Origin of the sequence: Amycolatopsis thailandensis (assembly GCF_042723255.1) — a bacterium.
Lineage (GTDB): Bacteria > Actinomycetota > Actinomycetes > Mycobacteriales > Pseudonocardiaceae > Amycolatopsis > Amycolatopsis thailandensis.
In genome coordinates this window covers 62083-78406 of record NZ_JBHXJK010000006.1, presented here as the reverse complement: position 1 = coordinate 78406, position 16324 = coordinate 62083, and the positions used below count along the sequence as shown (strand labels likewise).

The 16324-nt window shown below is 69.6% G+C and carries 17 protein-coding genes; 11 read left to right on the top strand and 6 right to left on the bottom strand.

The window, feature by feature from the left end; genetic code table 11:
• The first annotated feature begins 17 nt into the window (after window positions 1-17).
• Window positions 18-1754, top strand: coding sequence for an ATP-binding cassette domain-containing protein (locus ACFWMR_RS03980; RefSeq protein WP_378376783.1), 1737 nt, complete (start codon window positions 18-20; stop codon window positions 1752-1754).
• Here the strand turns inward: ACFWMR_RS03980 and ACFWMR_RS03975 are convergent.
• Window positions 1710-2129: an acyl-CoA thioesterase gene (locus tag ACFWMR_RS03975; RefSeq protein ID WP_378376781.1), complete on the bottom strand. Its 420-nt coding sequence runs from the start codon at window positions 2127-2129 to the stop codon at window positions 1710-1712. The genes ACFWMR_RS03980 and ACFWMR_RS03975 overlap by 45 nt on opposite strands.
• Window positions 2123-3409 carry a hydroxyacid-oxoacid transhydrogenase gene (locus tag ACFWMR_RS03970; RefSeq protein WP_208636042.1) on the bottom strand — a complete coding sequence of 429 codons (1287 nt, stop codon included), beginning with the start codon at window positions 3407-3409 and terminating at the stop codon, window positions 2123-2125. The genes ACFWMR_RS03975 and ACFWMR_RS03970 overlap by 7 nt, the downstream gene beginning before the upstream one ends.
• 116 nt (window positions 3410-3525) lie before the next feature.
• Here ACFWMR_RS03970 and ACFWMR_RS03965 point away from each other — a divergent pair, with 116 nt between their 5' ends.
• The 10 genes from ACFWMR_RS03965 (at window position 3526) to ACFWMR_RS03920 (ending at window position 12906) form a co-directional block, all read left to right on the top strand.
• Entirely contained in the window at window positions 3526-5187 is a 1662-nt protein-coding gene (locus ACFWMR_RS03965; RefSeq protein ID WP_378278478.1) for a thiamine pyrophosphate-binding protein, read from the top strand.
• 245 nt (window positions 5188-5432) lie between these two features.
• On the top strand, window positions 5433-5603 hold the full coding sequence (locus ACFWMR_RS03960; protein WP_005163371.1) for a hypothetical protein: 171 nt from the start codon (window positions 5433-5435) through the stop codon (window positions 5601-5603).
• 249 nt (window positions 5604-5852) lie between these two features.
• Complete coding sequence (locus tag ACFWMR_RS03955; protein ID WP_005163378.1) at window positions 5853-6056, top strand: cold-shock protein; 204 nt, start codon at window positions 5853-5855, stop codon at window positions 6054-6056.
• A 206-nt stretch (window positions 6057-6262) separates the two neighbouring features.
• The gene (locus ACFWMR_RS03950) at window positions 6263-7144 is read left to right on the top strand and encodes an ATP-NAD kinase (RefSeq protein WP_378376779.1); all 882 of its coding nucleotides are present in this window, start codon (window positions 6263-6265) and stop codon (window positions 7142-7144) included.
• 81 nt (window positions 7145-7225) lie between these two features.
• Window positions 7226-8479 (top strand): GAF domain-containing protein, encoded by a 1254-nt coding sequence (locus tag ACFWMR_RS03945; protein ID WP_378376777.1) that lies wholly within the window; start codon window positions 7226-7228, stop codon window positions 8477-8479.
• 67 nt (window positions 8480-8546) lie between these two features.
• Window positions 8547-8669 carry a hypothetical protein gene (locus ACFWMR_RS03940; RefSeq protein WP_279629241.1) on the top strand — a complete coding sequence of 41 codons (123 nt, stop codon included), beginning with the start codon at window positions 8547-8549 and terminating at the stop codon, window positions 8667-8669.
• 8 nt (window positions 8670-8677) lie between these two features.
• Window positions 8678-9805: a sensor histidine kinase gene (locus tag ACFWMR_RS03935; protein ID WP_378376775.1), complete on the top strand. Its 1128-nt coding sequence runs from the start codon at window positions 8678-8680 to the stop codon at window positions 9803-9805.
• Window positions 9802-10440, top strand: coding sequence for a response regulator (locus tag ACFWMR_RS03930; RefSeq protein WP_378376773.1), 639 nt, complete (start codon window positions 9802-9804; stop codon window positions 10438-10440). Before ACFWMR_RS03935 ends, ACFWMR_RS03930 begins: the two co-directional genes overlap by 4 nt.
• 106 nt (window positions 10441-10546) lie before the next feature.
• Window positions 10547-11941, top strand: a complete 1395-nt coding sequence (locus tag ACFWMR_RS03925; RefSeq protein WP_378376772.1) for a hypothetical protein — start codon at window positions 10547-10549, stop codon at window positions 11939-11941.
• Window positions 11941-12906: a glutamate ABC transporter substrate-binding protein gene (locus ACFWMR_RS03920; protein ID WP_378376770.1), complete on the top strand. Its 966-nt coding sequence runs from the start codon at window positions 11941-11943 to the stop codon at window positions 12904-12906. Before ACFWMR_RS03925 ends, ACFWMR_RS03920 begins: the two co-directional genes overlap by 1 nt.
• Window positions 12907-12949: 43 nt before the next feature.
• Here the strand turns inward: ACFWMR_RS03920 and ACFWMR_RS03915 are convergent, their stop codons facing one another.
• The 4 genes from ACFWMR_RS03915 to ACFWMR_RS03900 all read right to left on the bottom strand — a co-directional run bounded on the left by ACFWMR_RS03915 (window position 12950) and on the right by ACFWMR_RS03900 (window position 16294).
• Entirely contained in the window at window positions 12950-14449 is a 1500-nt protein-coding gene (locus ACFWMR_RS03915; RefSeq protein ID WP_378376768.1) for a PPE domain-containing protein, read from the bottom strand.
• Between the two features lie 17 nt (window positions 14450-14466).
• Window positions 14467-15018, bottom strand: a complete 552-nt coding sequence (locus tag ACFWMR_RS03910; protein ID WP_378376766.1) for a DUF3558 family protein — start codon at window positions 15016-15018, stop codon at window positions 14467-14469.
• A 12-nt stretch (window positions 15019-15030) separates the two neighbouring features.
• The gene (locus ACFWMR_RS03905) at window positions 15031-15447 is read right to left on the bottom strand and encodes a hypothetical protein (protein ID WP_378376764.1); all 417 of its coding nucleotides are present in this window, start codon (window positions 15445-15447) and stop codon (window positions 15031-15033) included.
• 94 nt (window positions 15448-15541) lie between these two features.
• A complete protein-coding gene (locus tag ACFWMR_RS03900; RefSeq protein WP_378376762.1) occupies window positions 15542-16294 on the bottom strand; it encodes an ESX secretion-associated protein EspG in 753 nt (250 codons plus the stop codon).
• Window positions 16295-16324 lie beyond the last annotated feature (30 nt).

Sequence of the window (16324 nt, the reverse complement as noted above, 5' to 3'; positions counted from 1 at the left end):
GACGATGTGGGGACGCAGTGAGCGTCTGGGGGCTCTACCGCTCGGCGCTGGCCGGGCAGTGGAGAGGCGGGCTGGTCCTGCTGGCCTGCTCCGTGCTGGAAAGCGCGCCCGCGTTCTTGTCCGGTCGCCTGGTCGAACTCGCGGTTGACGAGGGGTTTGCCGCGGGTCGGCCAGGCACCGGACTGCGTTGGCTCGCGGTCTTCGGGCTGGTCGCCGTGATCGGGGCGTTCGGCTCCCGGCTGGTGTGGCATCAGCTCGGCAAGGTCGTCGAGCCGTTGCGCGACGCGCTGGTGACCGCCGTCGTCCGCGGGGTCCTGCACGATCCGGCGCCGCCGCGGAACCAGCCGGACGCCAGCGGCGTCGCCCGCATCACCCAGCACGTCGAGGTGGTCCGGGACGCCACGGCCGGGTTGCTGGTGCAGGCGCGCGGGATGATCGTGACGACGGTCGCGGCGCTGGCCGGGCTGTTCACCATCGCCGGTTCGCTGGCGCTGATCGTCGCGATCCCGGTGGTGGTCGCGGTGGTCGTGTTCGCCTGCCTGCTCCCGTCGCTGGCCCGCCGTCAGCGCGCGCTCGCGCTGGCCGACGAACGGACCGCCGAGGTCGCGGGCGCGTCGCTGTCCGGGATGCGTGACATCGTCGCCTGCGGCGCGGAACCCCTTGCCGCGCTTGAGCTTTACGACGCCATCGACAAGCAGGCCAAGGCGGCCGTGCGGGTCGCGCGGTCCGGGGCGGCGCGGGCGGTGGTGATCGCGATCGGTGCCTTCGTGCCGCTGCTCCTGGCGTTGCTGGTGGCGCCGGGGCTGGTCAGGGACGGCGTGCTCACCACCGGGGCCGCGCTCGGCGCGCTCGTCTACCTGGCGACGACGATGCAGCCGGCGTTGCGCGGGCTGGCCGCGACCGCGAGCACCGTGGTGCTGCGGCTGATCGTCGCGCTGCGGCGGCTGGCGGAGACCGCGGAGGCCGAACCGGAGGCCGACGGCACCGCCGAACCCGACGGGACCGCGATCTACGTCCGCGACCTGACCTTCAGCTGGGGCGCGGCGGCGGAACCGGTGGTGCGCGGTCTCGATCTGCATCTGCGGCCAGGCGAACGGCTCGCGGTGGTGGGGCCGAGCGGGATCGGCAAGTCGACTTTGGCCGGTCTCCTGACCGGGATGCTCGAACCGCAGGCGGGCCGGGTGCTGCTCGGCGGCGCCCCGGTCCGGGAGGTCCCGGCGGCGCTGCGGCACCGGATGGTCGCGTTGATCCCGCAGGAGGCCTACGTCTTCGCGGGGTCCGTGCGGGACAACGTCGGGCTGTTCGCGCAGACCGCGATGGACGGCGAGCTGCTGGCCGCGGTGGCGGCCGTCGGCGCGGAACCGCTGGTGACACGGCTGGGCGGGCTCGACGGCGAGATCGGGCACGGCACGCTGTCCGCCGGTGAAGCGCAGCTGATCGCGCTCGCGCGGGTGTTCGCGAGCGACGCGGGCGTCGTCATCCTCGACGAGGCGACCTCGCATCTCGACCCGCCCGCCGAAGCCCGCGCGGAGCGGGCGTTCGCCGAGCGGGGCGGGGTGCTGGTGGTGATCGCGCACCGGCTGTCTTCGGCGTTGCGCGCGGACCGGGTCCTGGTGATGGACGGCAAGGAGACCGCACTGGGCACCCACCTCGAACTCATGGACCGGTCCACGCGCTACGCCCAGCTCATGCACGCGTGGTCGCCGCGGCTACCCCAGCCCAGCGCCCAGTTCTTCGAGCGCGCTCCTGAGTAGACCCTCGACCGGGACCGGCCTCCTCGAAGAACGATCGACGAAGACGTGCACGAAGCGGCCCTCCGCGATCAAGGTCTCCTTCGAGTACATCCCGACCTCGTAGCGGACGCTGGACCGCCCGAGGTGTCCCACCCGCAGGCCGACCTCGAGTTCGCCCGGGAACGACACCGAAGCGTGGTACTTGCACTGCGATTCCACGCACAGCCCGATGACACCGCCGGTCTCGATGTCGAGCCCGCCGCGTTCGATCAACCAAGTGTTGATCACCGTGTCCATCACCGAATAGTGGACGACGTTGTTGACGTGCCCGTAGACGTCGTTGTCCTTCCACCGCAACGGAACCGTCTGCCAGTGCGGGTATTCGGCGTTCACCACAGCGTCACCGAGTCCCGCAGGATACCGGCGAGGTCCTCTTCGGACGCTTCACGCGGTGCCGTCGCCAGCAGCCGTTGTTGCTTCACCGTGCCGGAGACCAGTGAGTCCACATCGGACTCGGTGTAGCCGACGGCGCCGATCCCGTTGGGGATCCCGATCTCCCGCATGATCCGCCGCAGCACGGCGGGCAGGTGGTCGGCCAGATCGCCCGGCCATTCGAAGTCCGGCGCGAGCAGCCTGGCCACCCGCTCGTGCCGGTCCGGAGCGGCCTCGAAGGTGAACCGGAACGCCGCGGGCGCCGTCAGCGAGACGGCCATCCCGTGCGGCACCATCGGTTCGTCGCCCGGATACCCGGCGGGGTGGAACTCCCTGACCTGCCCGGCGATCGGGTACGCGTTGGCGTGCGGGATGTGCACGCCGGCGTTGCCGAACCCGAGTCCGGCGAAGGTCGCCGCGAGCGCCATCGCCTCACGCGCCTTCATGTCCGAGCCGTCCCGCACGGCGGCGGGCAGCGCCCACGACAGCAGGCGCAGCGACTGTTCGGCGAACATGTCGGCCAGCGGATTCGAGCCGCAGTAAGGAACCCGGTCCTCGGGCCGCTTGCGGTCGAATTCGGTGTACGGCTTGGCCGTGTAGCTTTCCGCGGCGTGGCAAAGGATGTCCATCCCGCTCGCGGCGGTGACCTCCGGCGGCTGCGAGACGGTCAGCCGCGGGTCGACCACGGCGAGGCTCGGCCGCAGCCGGAGATGGCTGATGCCGCTCTTCACCCGCAGTGACAGCACGTCCAGCACGCAGACCGTGGTGCTCTCCGAGCCGGTCCCGGTCGTGGTGGGCACCGCGACCAGCGGTTTCAGCGGCGCGCTCGGCGCGCGGCCGCCGCCGACCGGGGCGTTGACGTAATCCATCAGGTCGCCGTCGTTGCCGGTCAGCAGGTTCACCGCCTTGGCGGTGTCGATGGCCGATCCGCCGCCGACGGCGACGAAGGCGTCCCACTCGCCCTGCCCGCGGGCGAAGTCGACGGCTTTCCGCATGCTGACGTCGGTCGGCTCGACGTGCACGCCGTCGAACACGACCGCTTCGATGCCGTAGCCCTCTATGCCTTCGGCGATCCGTTGCGGCCAGCCCGTCGCGGCGACGTTCGCGTCGGTCAGGACGAGTACCCGGCGGGCGCCGTACTGCGTGAGGTCGTAGCCGATCTCGTCACTCGATCCGGTGCCGTATTTCAGGGCCGGGGCACCGTAGGTGAAAACAGTTTCACGTCCGGCGGTGGTTGAGGTCACGTTTTCGTGCTCCCTTGCTCGAACACGCTCCGATTTCGGACATTCCACCGCTCCGGGATTGCCGGAATCGGAAGATCGCTTGACGGCACCGATCATCGCCCGCCTAAGCTAATCCCATTAGATACCAACCGGGAGCGTCCGTCGCCCAGACGGCCGTGCGGATCCTGACCGAGGCGCAGATCCACCGCGTGTACGCGGTGGTGGGTGAGTCCTTCCTGGACCTGCTCGACGCGCTGCAGCGGGAGCGTTCGATCACCTTCGTCTCGGCGAGGCACGACTCCGGCGCGGCCTTCATGGCCGAGGCCGAAGGCAAGCTCACCGAGCACCCGGCCGTGCTGCTGGCGGGTCGCGGTCCGAACGCGGCGAACCTCGCGATCGGCGTGTCCACGGCGTACCAGGACGAGAGCCCGATGGTCGTCCTGCTGGAGAACCCGCCGTCCAGCCCCGGCCCGACCAGTGAACCGCCCACCGCGGACCTGACCGCGATGTTCGAGCCCATCGCCAAGTGGACCGGCCGCGCGCAATCCCCGGACGAGGTCCCCGGCCTGCTGGTCGAGGCGCTGACCCGCTGCCGCGAAGGGCGGCCCGGGCCCACCGTCGTCGCCGTCCCCGCCGACTTCTGGGGCGTCCCGTTCGATTCGGCCAAACCGGTCGCCGCCGTGCGCGCGCCCGTCACCGGTGCGCTCGGCCGCACCGCCGAAGCGGTCGCGCAGCTGGTCGACGAGGCCCGCTATCCGGTGGTGATCGTCGGCGGCCGGGCCCGGTCGGCGCGCGAGGAGCTGATCGCCGTCGCCGACGAGCTCGCGCTCCCGGTGTACAACGCGTTCCGCCGTCAGGACGCCTTCCCCGAGAATCACGCGCGCTACGCCGGCCACCTCGGCATCGGCATCCCCGCCCGGCAGCTCGACGCGCTGGAGCGCGCCGACCTCGTGCTCGCGCTGGGCACGCAGCTCGACGAGGTCACCACCCAGTCCTACCGCTATCCGACGCCGTCGCAGACGCTGGTGCTGGTCGGCACCGGGATCGAGCCGGCCCGGCGCGGCGGCCTGACCTTCCGGGTCGACTCCGAGGTCGAGCCGTTCCTGCGCGAACTGCGTGACGTCGCCTCGCCGCGGACGCGCCGCGCGTCGGCCGCGAACGCCGCCGTGCACACCTTCATGACGCCGCCCGACACCAGCGGCGCGACCCGCGTCCACCCCGCCGACGTCATCCGCGCGGTGCGCAAGCTCGCGCCCGAAGACGCGATCGTGACCAGCGACGCGGGCAACTTCGCCCAGTTCATGCACCGCTACTGGTGTTTCACCGCGCCGCGCAGTCAGCTCGGCCCGAGCAACGCGGCGATGGGCTACGCGGTCCCCGCGGCGGTCGCGGCGAAACTCGCCGAACCACGCCGCACGGTGATCGCGATGGTCGGCGACGGCGGCGCGCTGATGACCGGGCAGGAGATCGAGACCGCCGTCCGCTACCGCGTGCCGGTGACCGTCCTGGTGTTCCAGAACGGACTCCACGGTCCGCTCGCCGTGCGCCAGGCGCGCAAGCACGGGCGGCTTTCGGGGGTCACCGTCCCCGTCACCGACTTCGCGTCCTGGGCGCGCGGGCTCGGCGCCGCCGGATACACGGTGGACGACCGGGAGCAACTGGAGCCGATCATCGCGAGCGCGCTGGTCCGGCAACGGCCGTGCGTGATCGACATCAGGACGGATCCGGACGTGGTGACCCCGGACATCCGGCTGACGAGCCTGCTGGGCGCCGCGCGGCCGCAGCAGGGGCAGCAGTAAAGACACGGTTTTCTCAGGGGATACACAGAAACCCTTGTGGCGCCGCCTTCACCTGCTCCAAAAGGTGGGATCGAGATGACGACTCGGCCGACTTTCGGTCGCGGAGACCGGATTTTGTCGGTCGGCCGTGGCACAATCGCCGCAACACCGAGAGTCCGATATGGACCGGACGATCACCGGTGGGGTTGTTGGCACGCAGGGCGTCACGTCCTACTACGAGCATTGTGTTGACACTGGGAGAAAACATGGCTGACGAGACGAAGCCACAGGACAAGTCCGTTTCCGGCGTGGTGCCGGTGCTGTTCAGCGCGGACGCGGAAACCCACGACATCGCCGTCGTGGCCACGAACCGGGAGGCGTTGCGCCGTTCGCCGTTCGGCGCCGAGGTACCGTTGCGGGCGGCCAGCGGGGAATAGCCCTGCCGCCGGGAGCCGCGCCGCCGGGTAGTACAGTGCTGCCGCGCACACAGGGGTGAAGGCGCTTGTCGGCCTGCGTGAGGTGTGCTTTACTGCTCCAGGTCTCGATTTTTGTGTTCGTGTTGGTTCACGCTCGCAGAACTCAGCGGGCGTAGTGTCTCCTCGTGTTTCCGGGGAAGCAAACCGTCTGGTCATGACCCGGGCTGCCGACGTGGCTTCCTGTTTGTTTGTGTTGCATATGGAGATTTTATGACTCAGGGCACTGTGAAGTGGTTCAACTCCGAGAAGGGGTTCGGCTTCATCACTCCCGACAACGGCGGCGGCGACGTCTTCGTGCACTACAGCGAGATCAAGGGCAACGGCTTCCGTACCCTCGAGGAGAACGCCCGCGTGGAGTTCGAGATCGGGCAGGGCGCGAAGGGTCCGCAGGCCACCTCGGTCACCGTGATCTGATCCAGGTTTTCCAAGCAGGGCCGCCATCCCTTCGGGGAGGCGGCCCTGCTGCTTTTCACGGGGGCTTTTCCCGGGGCCGCCGCCCGCCGAACTGACCAAAATGGCCGTGTTCGCACAGCGAGTCGCGATGCAACCTCGTGCAACTCTTTCTTTCGCGGCCCGGACGTCGTTTCCTTGTAGGGACTTGGCGCGGCAGCGGAGGACATGTGGGCGAAGCGGTTGCGGGGATCGTGGCGAACCCCGCTTCGGAGCGTGACATCCAGAGCCTGCGCTCGGCACTCCGCGTGGCCGGGGTCGGCCGGGTGATGGTGTGGACCGAGGCGGGGAAGATCATCGGCACCGTCCGCCGGATGGTGGACGCGGGGGCGAGCGTGCTCATCTGCCTCGGCGACGACGGCCTGATGCGGGCCGCCGCGGCCGCGTGTGGCGACGTCCCGCTGCTCATGATGCCGACCGGGAGCACCGACGTGCTGCCCGAGCCCACCGTCGCCGGGCTCGCCGCCGGGCTGCTGGCCACCCACCAGGTGGACGCGGACCTGGTCACGAACCGCGCGACCATCCTCGAAGTCGTCACGAAGGCACGCCGGGAGATCGCGCTCACCGACGTCAGCGTGTCCTCGGAGAGCCAGTGGGGCCCCGCCTCGCTGACCGAGCTGTACTGCACGTTCGCCGTCCCGGACGGGATCGGGCTCTCCAGCATCCCCGGGCGGCTGTGCCCCAGTCCTAAGTCCACTGTGGACGGTGTCGCGGTCTCGCTCGGGCCGGTCGACGAGACGCCGTACGTCGTGCAGGCGCCGATCGCGCCCGGCGAGGTCCGGTCGGTGGGTGTCCGGGGCTGGAGCGTGCTGCATCCCGGGGTCCGCGTCGACCTCCGCGCCGGCGGCGGTTCCATCGCGCTCGACGGTCAGCCGCACTTCGTGCTGAGGCCGGAAGAGAGCGCTTTCGTCGAGCTGAAGCCCGACGGCCCGTGGTGCGTCGACGTCCGCGCCGTGATGGCCGAGGCCACCAGGACCGGCCTGCTCCTCGGACGACGGCCGAAGGGCGCCTTTCCCGCGTCCCGCCTGGCGGACGCGCCCTTCACCGGGTAAACCTCGCCCAGGTCACAGAGCCCTTCCGCGCGCCGGGATCCCCAGGCACACTGGCCGGAACGGACCAAGGGAGTAGGCCAGGTGCAGCTGGAGGCGGCGTTGCCGGTCGGCGCGGATCCGCGGCGGCACGCGCTCGCCCTCGCGAAGGTGCGCGAGGCCGCCCTCGCCGGGGCCACCCTCCCGAGTCATCCGCGCGCGGTCATCGGCGCGTCCTGGCGGCGCATGCGCCGTCTCGGTCTGGACCCGGATCGCGGCGCCCCCGTGCCCGCGCTCACCCCGGAACAGCTGGAGACCCGCCGTCGCCAGAGCGGTCTCGCCGCCGTCCTGCCCGCCCTGCGTGGTGGTCTGATCAGTCTCGCCGAGCAGTCCGCGCACATCATGGCCGTCGCCGCCGCCGACGGCCGCGTCCTCTGGCGCGACGGCAGCACCGCGGTCCGCCGCCGCGCCGACGCGCTCGGATTCGTCGAAGGCGTCGACTGGCACGAGAACTCCGCCGGTACCAACGCCATCGGGACGGCGCTGGTCGCCCGGCATCCGGTCCAGGTCTATTCCGCCGAGCACTACGTCCGTAACCAGCACGACTGGACCTGCGCCGCCGCGCCGCTGCACGATCCGCGGGACGGCAGGCTGCTCGGCGCCGTCGACCTCTCCGGCCCGGCCTCCACCGTGCACCCGACGACGCTGGCTCTGGTCGACGCGGTCGCGAAACTCGCCGAAGCGCAGCTGCGCACCACCCATCTCTCGGAACTCGAACGGCTGCGCGGGCTGGCTTCGCCCCTGCTCACCAAGCTGAAGGGCCGGGTGGTCATCGCCGACCCGCACGGCTGGGTCGCCGCCTCGGCGGGTTTCGTCCCGGTCGGCCGGATCGCGCTGCCGAACGACGCGACCGCGGGCCGGACCTGGCTGCCCACCTACGGGAACTGCCTGCTGGAACCGTTGCCCGGTGGTTGGCTCGTCCGGGTCGCCGACGAGGAGGACGCGCCGCCGACCCGCGTCGTCCTCGACCTGAAGTCGTCGCGGGAGAGCACGCTGCACGTCTCGGGCGCGGCGGGCACCTGGTCGCATCGGCTGAGCCCGCGCCACGCGGAGATGCTGTACGTCCTCGCGCTCCACCGGGAAGGGCGGTCGGCGTCGGAACTGTCGTTCGACCTCTTCGGCGACGCCGGCCGTACCGTCACCGTCCGCGCGGAGATGTCCAGGATGAGGCGGCATTTCGGCGGGATCCTGCTGGCCAGGCCGTACCGGTTCGACGACGGCGTCGAGGTCGTCGTCGAGCGGCCCGCCGACGGTGGCGAGGTCCTCCCGTACTCCGTCGCGCCCGCCGTCCGCGCCTGAACCTCCACCCCCGGTTCAACCCGGCGACGGTCCCGGTCCACCCCTTGGCGTGCCTAACGTCCGGGCCATGGGAAAAATGAACGTGAAAGGCCTGTTGGGGCTGGTAGTGATAGGTGTCGTCGTCCTGCTGGGGTTCCTGGCGTACCGCCTGATCCTGGTCGAGATGATCACGCGGCTGAGCGATCACTGAGGGAGCACATGGGGAAGCGTGAAAGGCCGCTGCTGCCGGACACGATCGCGCCGAGCTGGCTGGTCGTCCAGCTGCTCGGCACGGCCGCGGTCGTGGTGGTGCTGGTGACCGCACGCGAGTCCAGTGCGTGGATCTGGACGGCGTACGGCGTCTGCGGGGCCTGCTGGCTGGGCTTCGTGGCGGCCTCTCCGCGCTTTCCCCGGGTGGCGACCGTCCTGCTCGCGGTGGCGAGCGTCGCGCCGTCGATCGCGCTCGGCTGGGCGGAGGACTCGTCGGCCATCGTGCTGGCGGTGGTCACGGTCAGCCGGTTCGCCACCCTCACCGAGCCGTCGGTGGCCGCCATCCTGGGGGTGGTGGGGCTCGACGCGAGCCTCGCGGCGGTCACCGGCCTGGTCGCGGGCGCGTCCGAACCGCTCGTGTTCGGCAACGTCGGCGTGCTGCTCGTGCTGATGCTGCTGGGGTTGAACCGGCGGCAGTACGAGGTGCAGGCGGCGCAGGCGGCCGCGCTGCTGGAACAGACCAAGCTGGCGCAGAGCGAACACGCGCGGGCGGCCGCGCTCGACGAGCGCACGCGCATCGCCAGGGAGATCCACGACGTCCTCGCGCATTCGCTGGGAGCGCTGGGAATCCACCTGGAGGTCGCCGAGGCCCTGCTGGCCGAGAAGTCCGATGTGGACGGTGCGCTCGGCAGGGTCCGGTTGTCCCGACGGCTGGCGGCGGACGGGCTCGCCGAGGCGCGGGACGCCGTCGCCGCCTTGCGCAGTGACGTCCCGTCGCTGGCCGAAGCCTTGCGTCAGCTGGCGAACGCGCACCACGACGGGGTGTCCTACGAGGTTTCGGGGGAGCAGCGGCCGTTGCCGTCCGCCCAGGTGGTCTCGCTGGTGGGGGTCGCGCGGGAGGCGTTGACCAACGCGGCGAAACACGCGTCCGGGCGGCCGGTGTCGCTCCGGCTGATCTTCACCCCATCGGAGGTCCGCTTGCGGGTGTGGAACGAACTCGGCGACGTCGTCCGATCGGAGGAAACCGGCGGCTTCGGGCTCACCGGGATGCGGGAGCGGCTCGCGCTCGCCGGTGGCACGCTGACCGCGGGCCCGGCCGACGGGCGCTGGACGGTGGAGGCGGTGGTGCGGGCGTGATCCGGGTGGTCGTGGTCGATGACCAGCAGGTGATGCGCGAGGGGCTCGTCGCGTTGCTCGGGCTGATCGACGGTGTCGAGGTCGCCGGTTCGGCGGGCGATGGACGGCAGGCGCTCGACCTGCTCCGTCACACCGCGGCCGACGTCGTGCTGATGGACCTGCGCATGCCCGTACTGGACGGGGTGGCCGCGACCAGGCTGCTCAAACGCGATCACCCGGAGGTCGCCGTCGTCGTCCTCACGACGTACGCGGACGACGCGTCGATCGCCGACGCGTTGCGCGCCGGAGCCCGCGGCTATCTGACCAAGGACGCGGGCCGCGCCGAGATCGGGGCGGCCGTCCGCTCCGCCGCCAACGGGCAGGCGATCTTCGCCGCCGAAGTCTCCGACAGACTCGTCGCCGCACTCGAATCGAGAACGGTCACCCGGGCCAAGACCGGATTCCCGGACGGCCTCACCGCCCGCGAAGCGGAAGTGCTCGGCCTCATCGCGCGCGGGTTGTCCAATCCGGAAATCGCCGCCGAGCTGTTCATCGGCGAAGCCACCGTGAAAAGCCACATCAATCACGCTTTCGCCAAGATCGGTGTGCGCAATCGTGCGGAGGCCGTGCGATACGGCCTGGAAAAAGGCCTCTGACCCAGGCGGGAGATCACGTGCCGATGACACACGCCGGTGTCACTGGCTGCGCCGATCCCGACTCGGATACCTTCTTTGCGGGTAGAGCCAATGGGGAGGATCGGCGATGACGAGCACTGTGACCCGGCCGGGGCCGCCGGGCAGCCCCGCGCCGCCCCCTGCGCCGGAAGGCCGCAGCGGGATCGCCGGGCTGCTCGAACTGCCGGGGAACGGGGTCCGCGCGATCATCCGGTCCGCGGCGACCACGCCGGGCAGGCTTTCGGTCATCGCGATCGGGCTCGTCCTGCTGTCCCTGGTCGCGGGCCTGTTCGGCGCGCTCGCGGCGCAGGACAAGAAGGACACGATCAACGGCCTGATCGACCACCGCGAACCCCTCGCGGCCGCCGCGCAGCAGGTCTATCGCGCGCTCTCGGACGCGGACGCGACAGCGGCCAGCTCGTTCCTCTCGATCGGCACCGAGCCGCTCCCGATGCGCCAGCGATACGAACGCGACGTCGCGGAGGCCGGTGCGGCGCTGGCGAAGGCGGCGTCGGACTCTTCCGGTGTCGACGAAGCGGCCGAGCAGATCAACACCCTCGGCCGTGAGATCCCTGTCTACACAGGACTGATCGAGACGGCGCGCACTTACAACCGGCAGGGTTTTCCCGTCGGTGCCTCGTATCTGCGTGAAGCCTCCGAGCTGATGCGGGCGAAAATCCTTCCCGCCGCACAGGATCTGTACCGCATCGACACCGACCGGCTGGCCGCCGAACAGGACGACGCGACCGGATTTCCTTGGCTGGCAACGGCTTTGCTGCTCGCCCTGCTCGCCGCGCTGATCGTCACGCAGGTGCATCTGACCCGGAAGACCAACCGGTTGCTGAACGTCGGGCTCGTCGCCGCGTCGGTGTCGGTGGTGGTCGCCCTGCTGTGGGGCGCGGTGGCGCTGATCGTGCAGAGCAGCCTCGTCGGCAGCGGCGAGGAAGACGGCTCGCACCAGGTCGACGTCCTCGTCCGCGCCCGGATCGCGGCTTTGCAGGCACGAGCCGACGAAACGCTGACCCTCGTCGCCCGCGGCGACGGCGCGGCGTACGAAAAGGACTTCGGCGATCTCGCCGCGCAACTCGGCGGGTCGGACGGCCAGGGCGGCCTGCTGGGCGAGGCCCGCGGTCTCGCGGCGGGCGGTGTGGCCGCGGACAAGGTGGACGCGTCCATCCAAGCGGCGTCGGCGTGGTTCAAGGCGCACCGCGAGGTGCGGCGCCTGGACGACGACGGCTTCTACCAGGACGCCGTCGACACGGCCATCCGTGACGACAAGAAGGACGGCGCGGCCGGGGCGTTCCTGCGGCTCGACGAGAACCTGGTGGCCGCGATCAACGTGGGACGACAGGAATTCCTCGACGACACCCGCAGCGGCGAACGCGCGCTGACCCTGCTCGCGCCGGGGATCGCGGTGCTGGCGTTGATCGCGGCGGCGGGGTCCGCGTTGGGGATCCGTGAACGGCTGAGGGAGTACCGGTGATGCGGAACGGTCTGCGAACGGCCGTGCTCGGCGCGGTCTTGGTGCTGGCGACGGCTTGCGGCAGCGCGGGGGCGCCGGTCGATCCGGCTCCCGCCGGTGACGTCGCCCCGCCGCAGCCCGCCAACGTCGGCGGTGCCGACAACGCGGGCGGTGGCGGGACGGCCGACACGAGCTGTAACCCGTTGGCCAGCCTGCGGCCGACCAACGGCACGTCGATCACAAGCGGTTCGACGATGGCGAAGATCAAGGAAAACGGCAAGCTGATCGCTGGCGTCGACCAGACGACGTTCCTGTTCGGGTTCCGGAATCCGACGTCGGGTCAGCTCGAAGGCTTCGACATCGACATGGTCAACGAGATCGCGAAGGCGATCTTCGGCAGCGCGGAAGGCCGCGTGCAGTTCCGGGCGATCCCGTCGAAACTGCGGGAAGAGGTGCTGGAGAAGAAGCAGGTCGACATCGTGGTCCGGACCTACAGCATCACCTGCAGCCGGCTGAAGAAGGTCGGCTTCTCGACGGCGTATTACAAGGCCGGGCAACGGATCCTGGTCGAATCCGGGTCGAACGTCACCCAGCTCTCGGATCTCGGCGGACGGCGGGTGTGCGCGACCAAGACGTCGACCTCGCTGACGAAGATCGCGGCGGATCCGTCGAAGCCGGTGCCCGTCTCGGTGGACAACTGGTCGGACTGCCTGGTGATGCTGCAGCAGAAGCAGGTCGAGGCCGTGTCGACGGACGACGTCATCCTCGCCGGGATGCTCGCGCAGGACCCGACGCTGAAGATCGTGGGGGACCGGTTCAGCGAAGAGAACTACGGCATCGGTGTCCCGAAGGAGAACGAGGACATGGTGCGGTACGTGAACGCCGTGCTGGAGAACGTGCGCGGTGGCGCGTGGCAGGCGAGCTACGCGAAGTGGGTCGGGAACAAGCTCGAAGGCGGGACACCGCCCCCGGCTCAGTACAAGTGAGAACGGGCCGTTCGGGATTCACTCCCGAACGGCCCGTTTCTCGTCACGAGGACTTCTCGCCGATCACCGGCGGCACCGGCTTCATGTCGCCGTCGTAGCCGCCGAACAACACGTCGGCGTCTTCTTCCTGCAGGTAGTTCGGGGCCTTCTTTTCCTTGTCCTCTTCCTTTTGTCCCTTGCCGCCCGGAGCACCGGCACCCATCGGACCGTGGCCGCCGCCCTTGCCCGCGGCCGCCGCGCCACCCCGGGTGACCCGCTCCTCGGGCAGCTTGCCCGACCCGGATCCGCCCTTGCCCGCGAGCTTCTCGGCCTCACCGGCCGGAACCTTGCCGCCCGCGAGCCGCTCGGCGACGTTGCCGGACCCACCGTTGCGCCCGAACCCGCCGCCGCCACCGGTCAACCGGCTGGCCGCGCTGCCACCAGGCCCGCTCGGCGTCCGGCCCGGCTTGCCGCGGTACTGCTCGCTGCCCAGCCGTCCGAGGCCGGACGGCCCAGGACCGTTCACGGCCGCCAGCCCCGGCGTCGGCCCCGGCCGGAGCGACCCGGGCGGCCCGCTGAGCGGCTGACCCGGCCCCGGCACCCCGGTGTGCCCGCCACCCGTGGTGATCCCGGGCCCGGGACCCGACGTCGGTCCCGGCCCACCCGAGTAGCCCGGACCGCCTGTGTAGCCCGGCCCACCCGTCTGGCCAGGACCACCCGTCTGGCCCGGTCCGCCACTGAAGCCCTTGGCGTCGGTACCCCCGGAAAACCCGGACGCCGTCGTCGAATCGCCCATTTCCGGCGGTGGGGCGAAGGTGGGCTGCTTGGAATTGACGTCGAAGAGCGACTGGTCGTAGGTGTGCATCACCTGCGCCGCCTGCTGGTGCGCCTGGAACGACTGCTCCTGCTTGGCCGAGATGTTGCCGACCGTCTCCACCGCGCCCGCGAAGTTGCCGTCCCCGAGCTGCTGCATCGCGTTCTTGTACTCGGCGTTGCGGTCGAAGGGGACCTCTTCGGGCATGGAGTTCTTCGCGGTGGTGGCCGCGGCCGCCGACTGGGAGAACCGGTTGGACGCGAGGTAGGCGCCGTCACCCGCGGTGTCGGCCCACTTGCTGACACTGGAGAAGAAATCCGTGACCGCTTTGGCGCCGTCTCCCTGCCAGTGCTCGCCTTCCTTGCCTATCGCGGACTTGACGGCGCTGCTGAAGGTGTTCAGGGAGTTGCCCTGGTTGTTCCAGAGCTCACCCTTTTCGTCGATGTCACGGGGGTCGAGGTCCTGCGTGACCATGTTCTTCAACTCGCCGTGCGGGACCGCTTCGTAGCGCTGTTCCGAAGGGGTGAGGCCGGTGCGGAACTCCTGGCCCTGCGTGAGCGCCGCAGCCTGGTCGGCCGAATATTGTCCCGCTTTGGCCTCGGCCGTCAGCTTCGCGGTCAGGGCGTTCCCGCCGGGACCGGCATTGGTCTCCTCGTAGGTGTCGGAGTAGCGCTTCCCCTCGTAGTCACGGCTCGCCTTACCCGTCACCGAGAACGCGCTGTTGAAGTCGTCTTGCCCGACGTTGACCATGGTCCTCCCCGTTCCGGTCAGTTGCCTCTAGGCAGTTTCGGTTCCGCGGCCGTTGCGATTTCCCTGGACAGCGCGCACGCTTCCTCGTTTGTCCCCTTGTTCAAACCGGTCGAGGCAGTCATTCGAGCGTTCGCTGTTACGGCGATCGCTACTGTGCAGGCCTGTTTTCCCGCATCGCCGGGAATCTCGACGGCGTCCCGGCTCCCGACTTTGGTCGGAAGCTTGGTCCCTTGCCCTGCCGACAGCTGGTCGATGCCTGCGTCCGAAACAAGGTAGAGAGTGACGGAGCCAAATCCTTGCTTTCGGGTGCCGCACCCGTTGTCGCTCTCGTAGGTTTCTACGGCGGGCGGATCGAATCCCTTGGTCATGGTCGTCGGCTCGAGCAAATCGCATGCCTTAAGGTCGCCGAAGACATCAGCGGGGTTGGCGCTCGTCGACGTCGATGTTCGGCCGGGCTGCGTTGGTACAGGTGTCGCGTTGCCGGGCTTCTCGGTTGAGCAGGCGGTAAGCCCCGACGTAAGAAGGGTTGCCAGAGAGACGACGAGCAGAAGCCGCGATTTCATGATCATGTCGGTGTTTCGTCAGTCCTTTTGAAGAGATTTCAGCTGGTCTGCGTTGGCGTTGTCTCGGTGCGAATACTTCGACTTAGCCAGGTCTATGGCTTCTTCGGCGCGGTTGAGGACATCTCGCAGTTTGTCGAGCTGGGTCTTCGCGGATAGCTCGTCGCCGTCTGCTACAAGGATCGCGTGTTGACCAACTTGCTGTGCGAACGGGCCGGTACCCAACTTGGGCTTTTCCGCAAGACGGAGAAAACGGATCTGGTTATGTGACCAGTCAGTCACATATTCGGAGATGGCTGTCTTCAGCGCTTCCCCGGCTTCCTCGCTGACCTTGAACTTCCCCTCTTTCGCCGCCGTCACCATCGCGTCGGCCTGCGCCGAGAAGTCCCCCAGCATCTGCGAGAAGTCGCCCGGTGGTCCGCCGGTGCCGTCAGTCATGGTCTCTCCCCTGTACCAAGTCCCGGTTACTCGTAGCGCTCGTCAGATCACGATATCAGCGGAAACGGCCCCGAAGGCCGCTGTCCGGCGAGGATCACGCGCTGCCGACGCGGGCGGCTTCGACCAGGTCGTGGATCCATCGTGCCAGGTGAGAGCCACTCGTCGGGGTGAACGTGCGGCGGACTTCGCCGTCGGGGAAGCGGTCGGTGGCGAGCATGAAGCGGCCCTGGACGCTGTCGAACCACTGGACGCTCTTCTGCTGCGGTTTGCCCCGATCGTCGCGCAGGGTGATGCCGAGCGTGCCGAGCCGCGCGAGCGGGAATTCGAAGAAGCGGCCGGCCGCGCCCAGACGGAGGTTGCCGGGGTCTTCGTCGAACGGGTCGTCCGGTCGTTTGGCCGGGGGGAGGGTGGCGGACGTCGTCACCCGTCCGGGGAACGGTGGCAGTGACGGCAGGTAGCCGAGGAGGGTCGCGACGACCTGTTCGGGGTAGACCGGCTCGAAGAGGATGTCGAATCCGCGCTGTTGGCTCACGACGCCCAGACGTTGGTTCCAGGCACCCCGATAGAGGTATTCGGCGTCCTGCTCTACCTCGTGCGCCTCCAGGGTGACGACGAAGTCGCCCGTCGCCCAGAGCCGGAGCGCTTGTTCGTAGTCGCGCAAGAGTTCGCGGCCGCGGGCGAAGCCTCGGTCGGCCAGGCCGGCCCAGACCTCTTCGCAGTGCCGCTCGCGTTCGGTGACGGTGGTACCGACGGTCGGGATTTCGAAGGGCAGCACGAATCTGCCGAGCCCGAGTTCTTCGAGTACGACGTCGAGCTGGGCCATCGACATCGAAAATGACGCAGGCACCCGGTCCTCCCCCTCATCACCTGCTGAATC

Coding starts and splice junctions, on each gene's coding strand:
- ACFWMR_RS03960 (WP_005163371.1), top strand. CDS start 5,433: ATGGCTGACGAGACGAAGCCACAGGACAAGTCCGTTTCCGGCGTGGTG.
- ACFWMR_RS03955 (WP_005163378.1), top strand. CDS start 5,853: ATGACTCAGGGCACTGTGAAGTGGTTCAACTCCGAGAAGGGGTTCGGC.
- ACFWMR_RS03940 (WP_279629241.1), top strand. CDS start 8,547: ATGGGAAAAATGAACGTGAAAGGCCTGTTGGGGCTGGTAGTGATAGGT.
- ACFWMR_RS03935 (WP_378376775.1), top strand. CDS start 8,678: ATGGGGAAGCGTGAAAGGCCGCTGCTGCCGGACACGATCGCGCCGAGC.
- ACFWMR_RS03925 (WP_378376772.1), top strand. CDS start 10,547: ATGACGAGCACTGTGACCCGGCCGGGGCCGCCGGGCAGCCCCGCGCCG.
- ACFWMR_RS03920 (WP_378376770.1), top strand. CDS start 11,941: ATGCGGAACGGTCTGCGAACGGCCGTGCTCGGCGCGGTCTTGGTGCTG.
- ACFWMR_RS03915 (WP_378376768.1), bottom strand. CDS start 14,449: ATGGTCAACGTCGGGCAAGACGACTTCAACAGCGCGTTCTCGGTGACG.
- ACFWMR_RS03910 (WP_378376766.1), bottom strand. CDS start 15,018: ATGATCATGAAATCGCGGCTTCTGCTCGTCGTCTCTCTGGCAACCCTT.
- ACFWMR_RS03905 (WP_378376764.1), bottom strand. CDS start 15,447: ATGACTGACGGCACCGGCGGACCACCGGGCGACTTCTCGCAGATGCTG.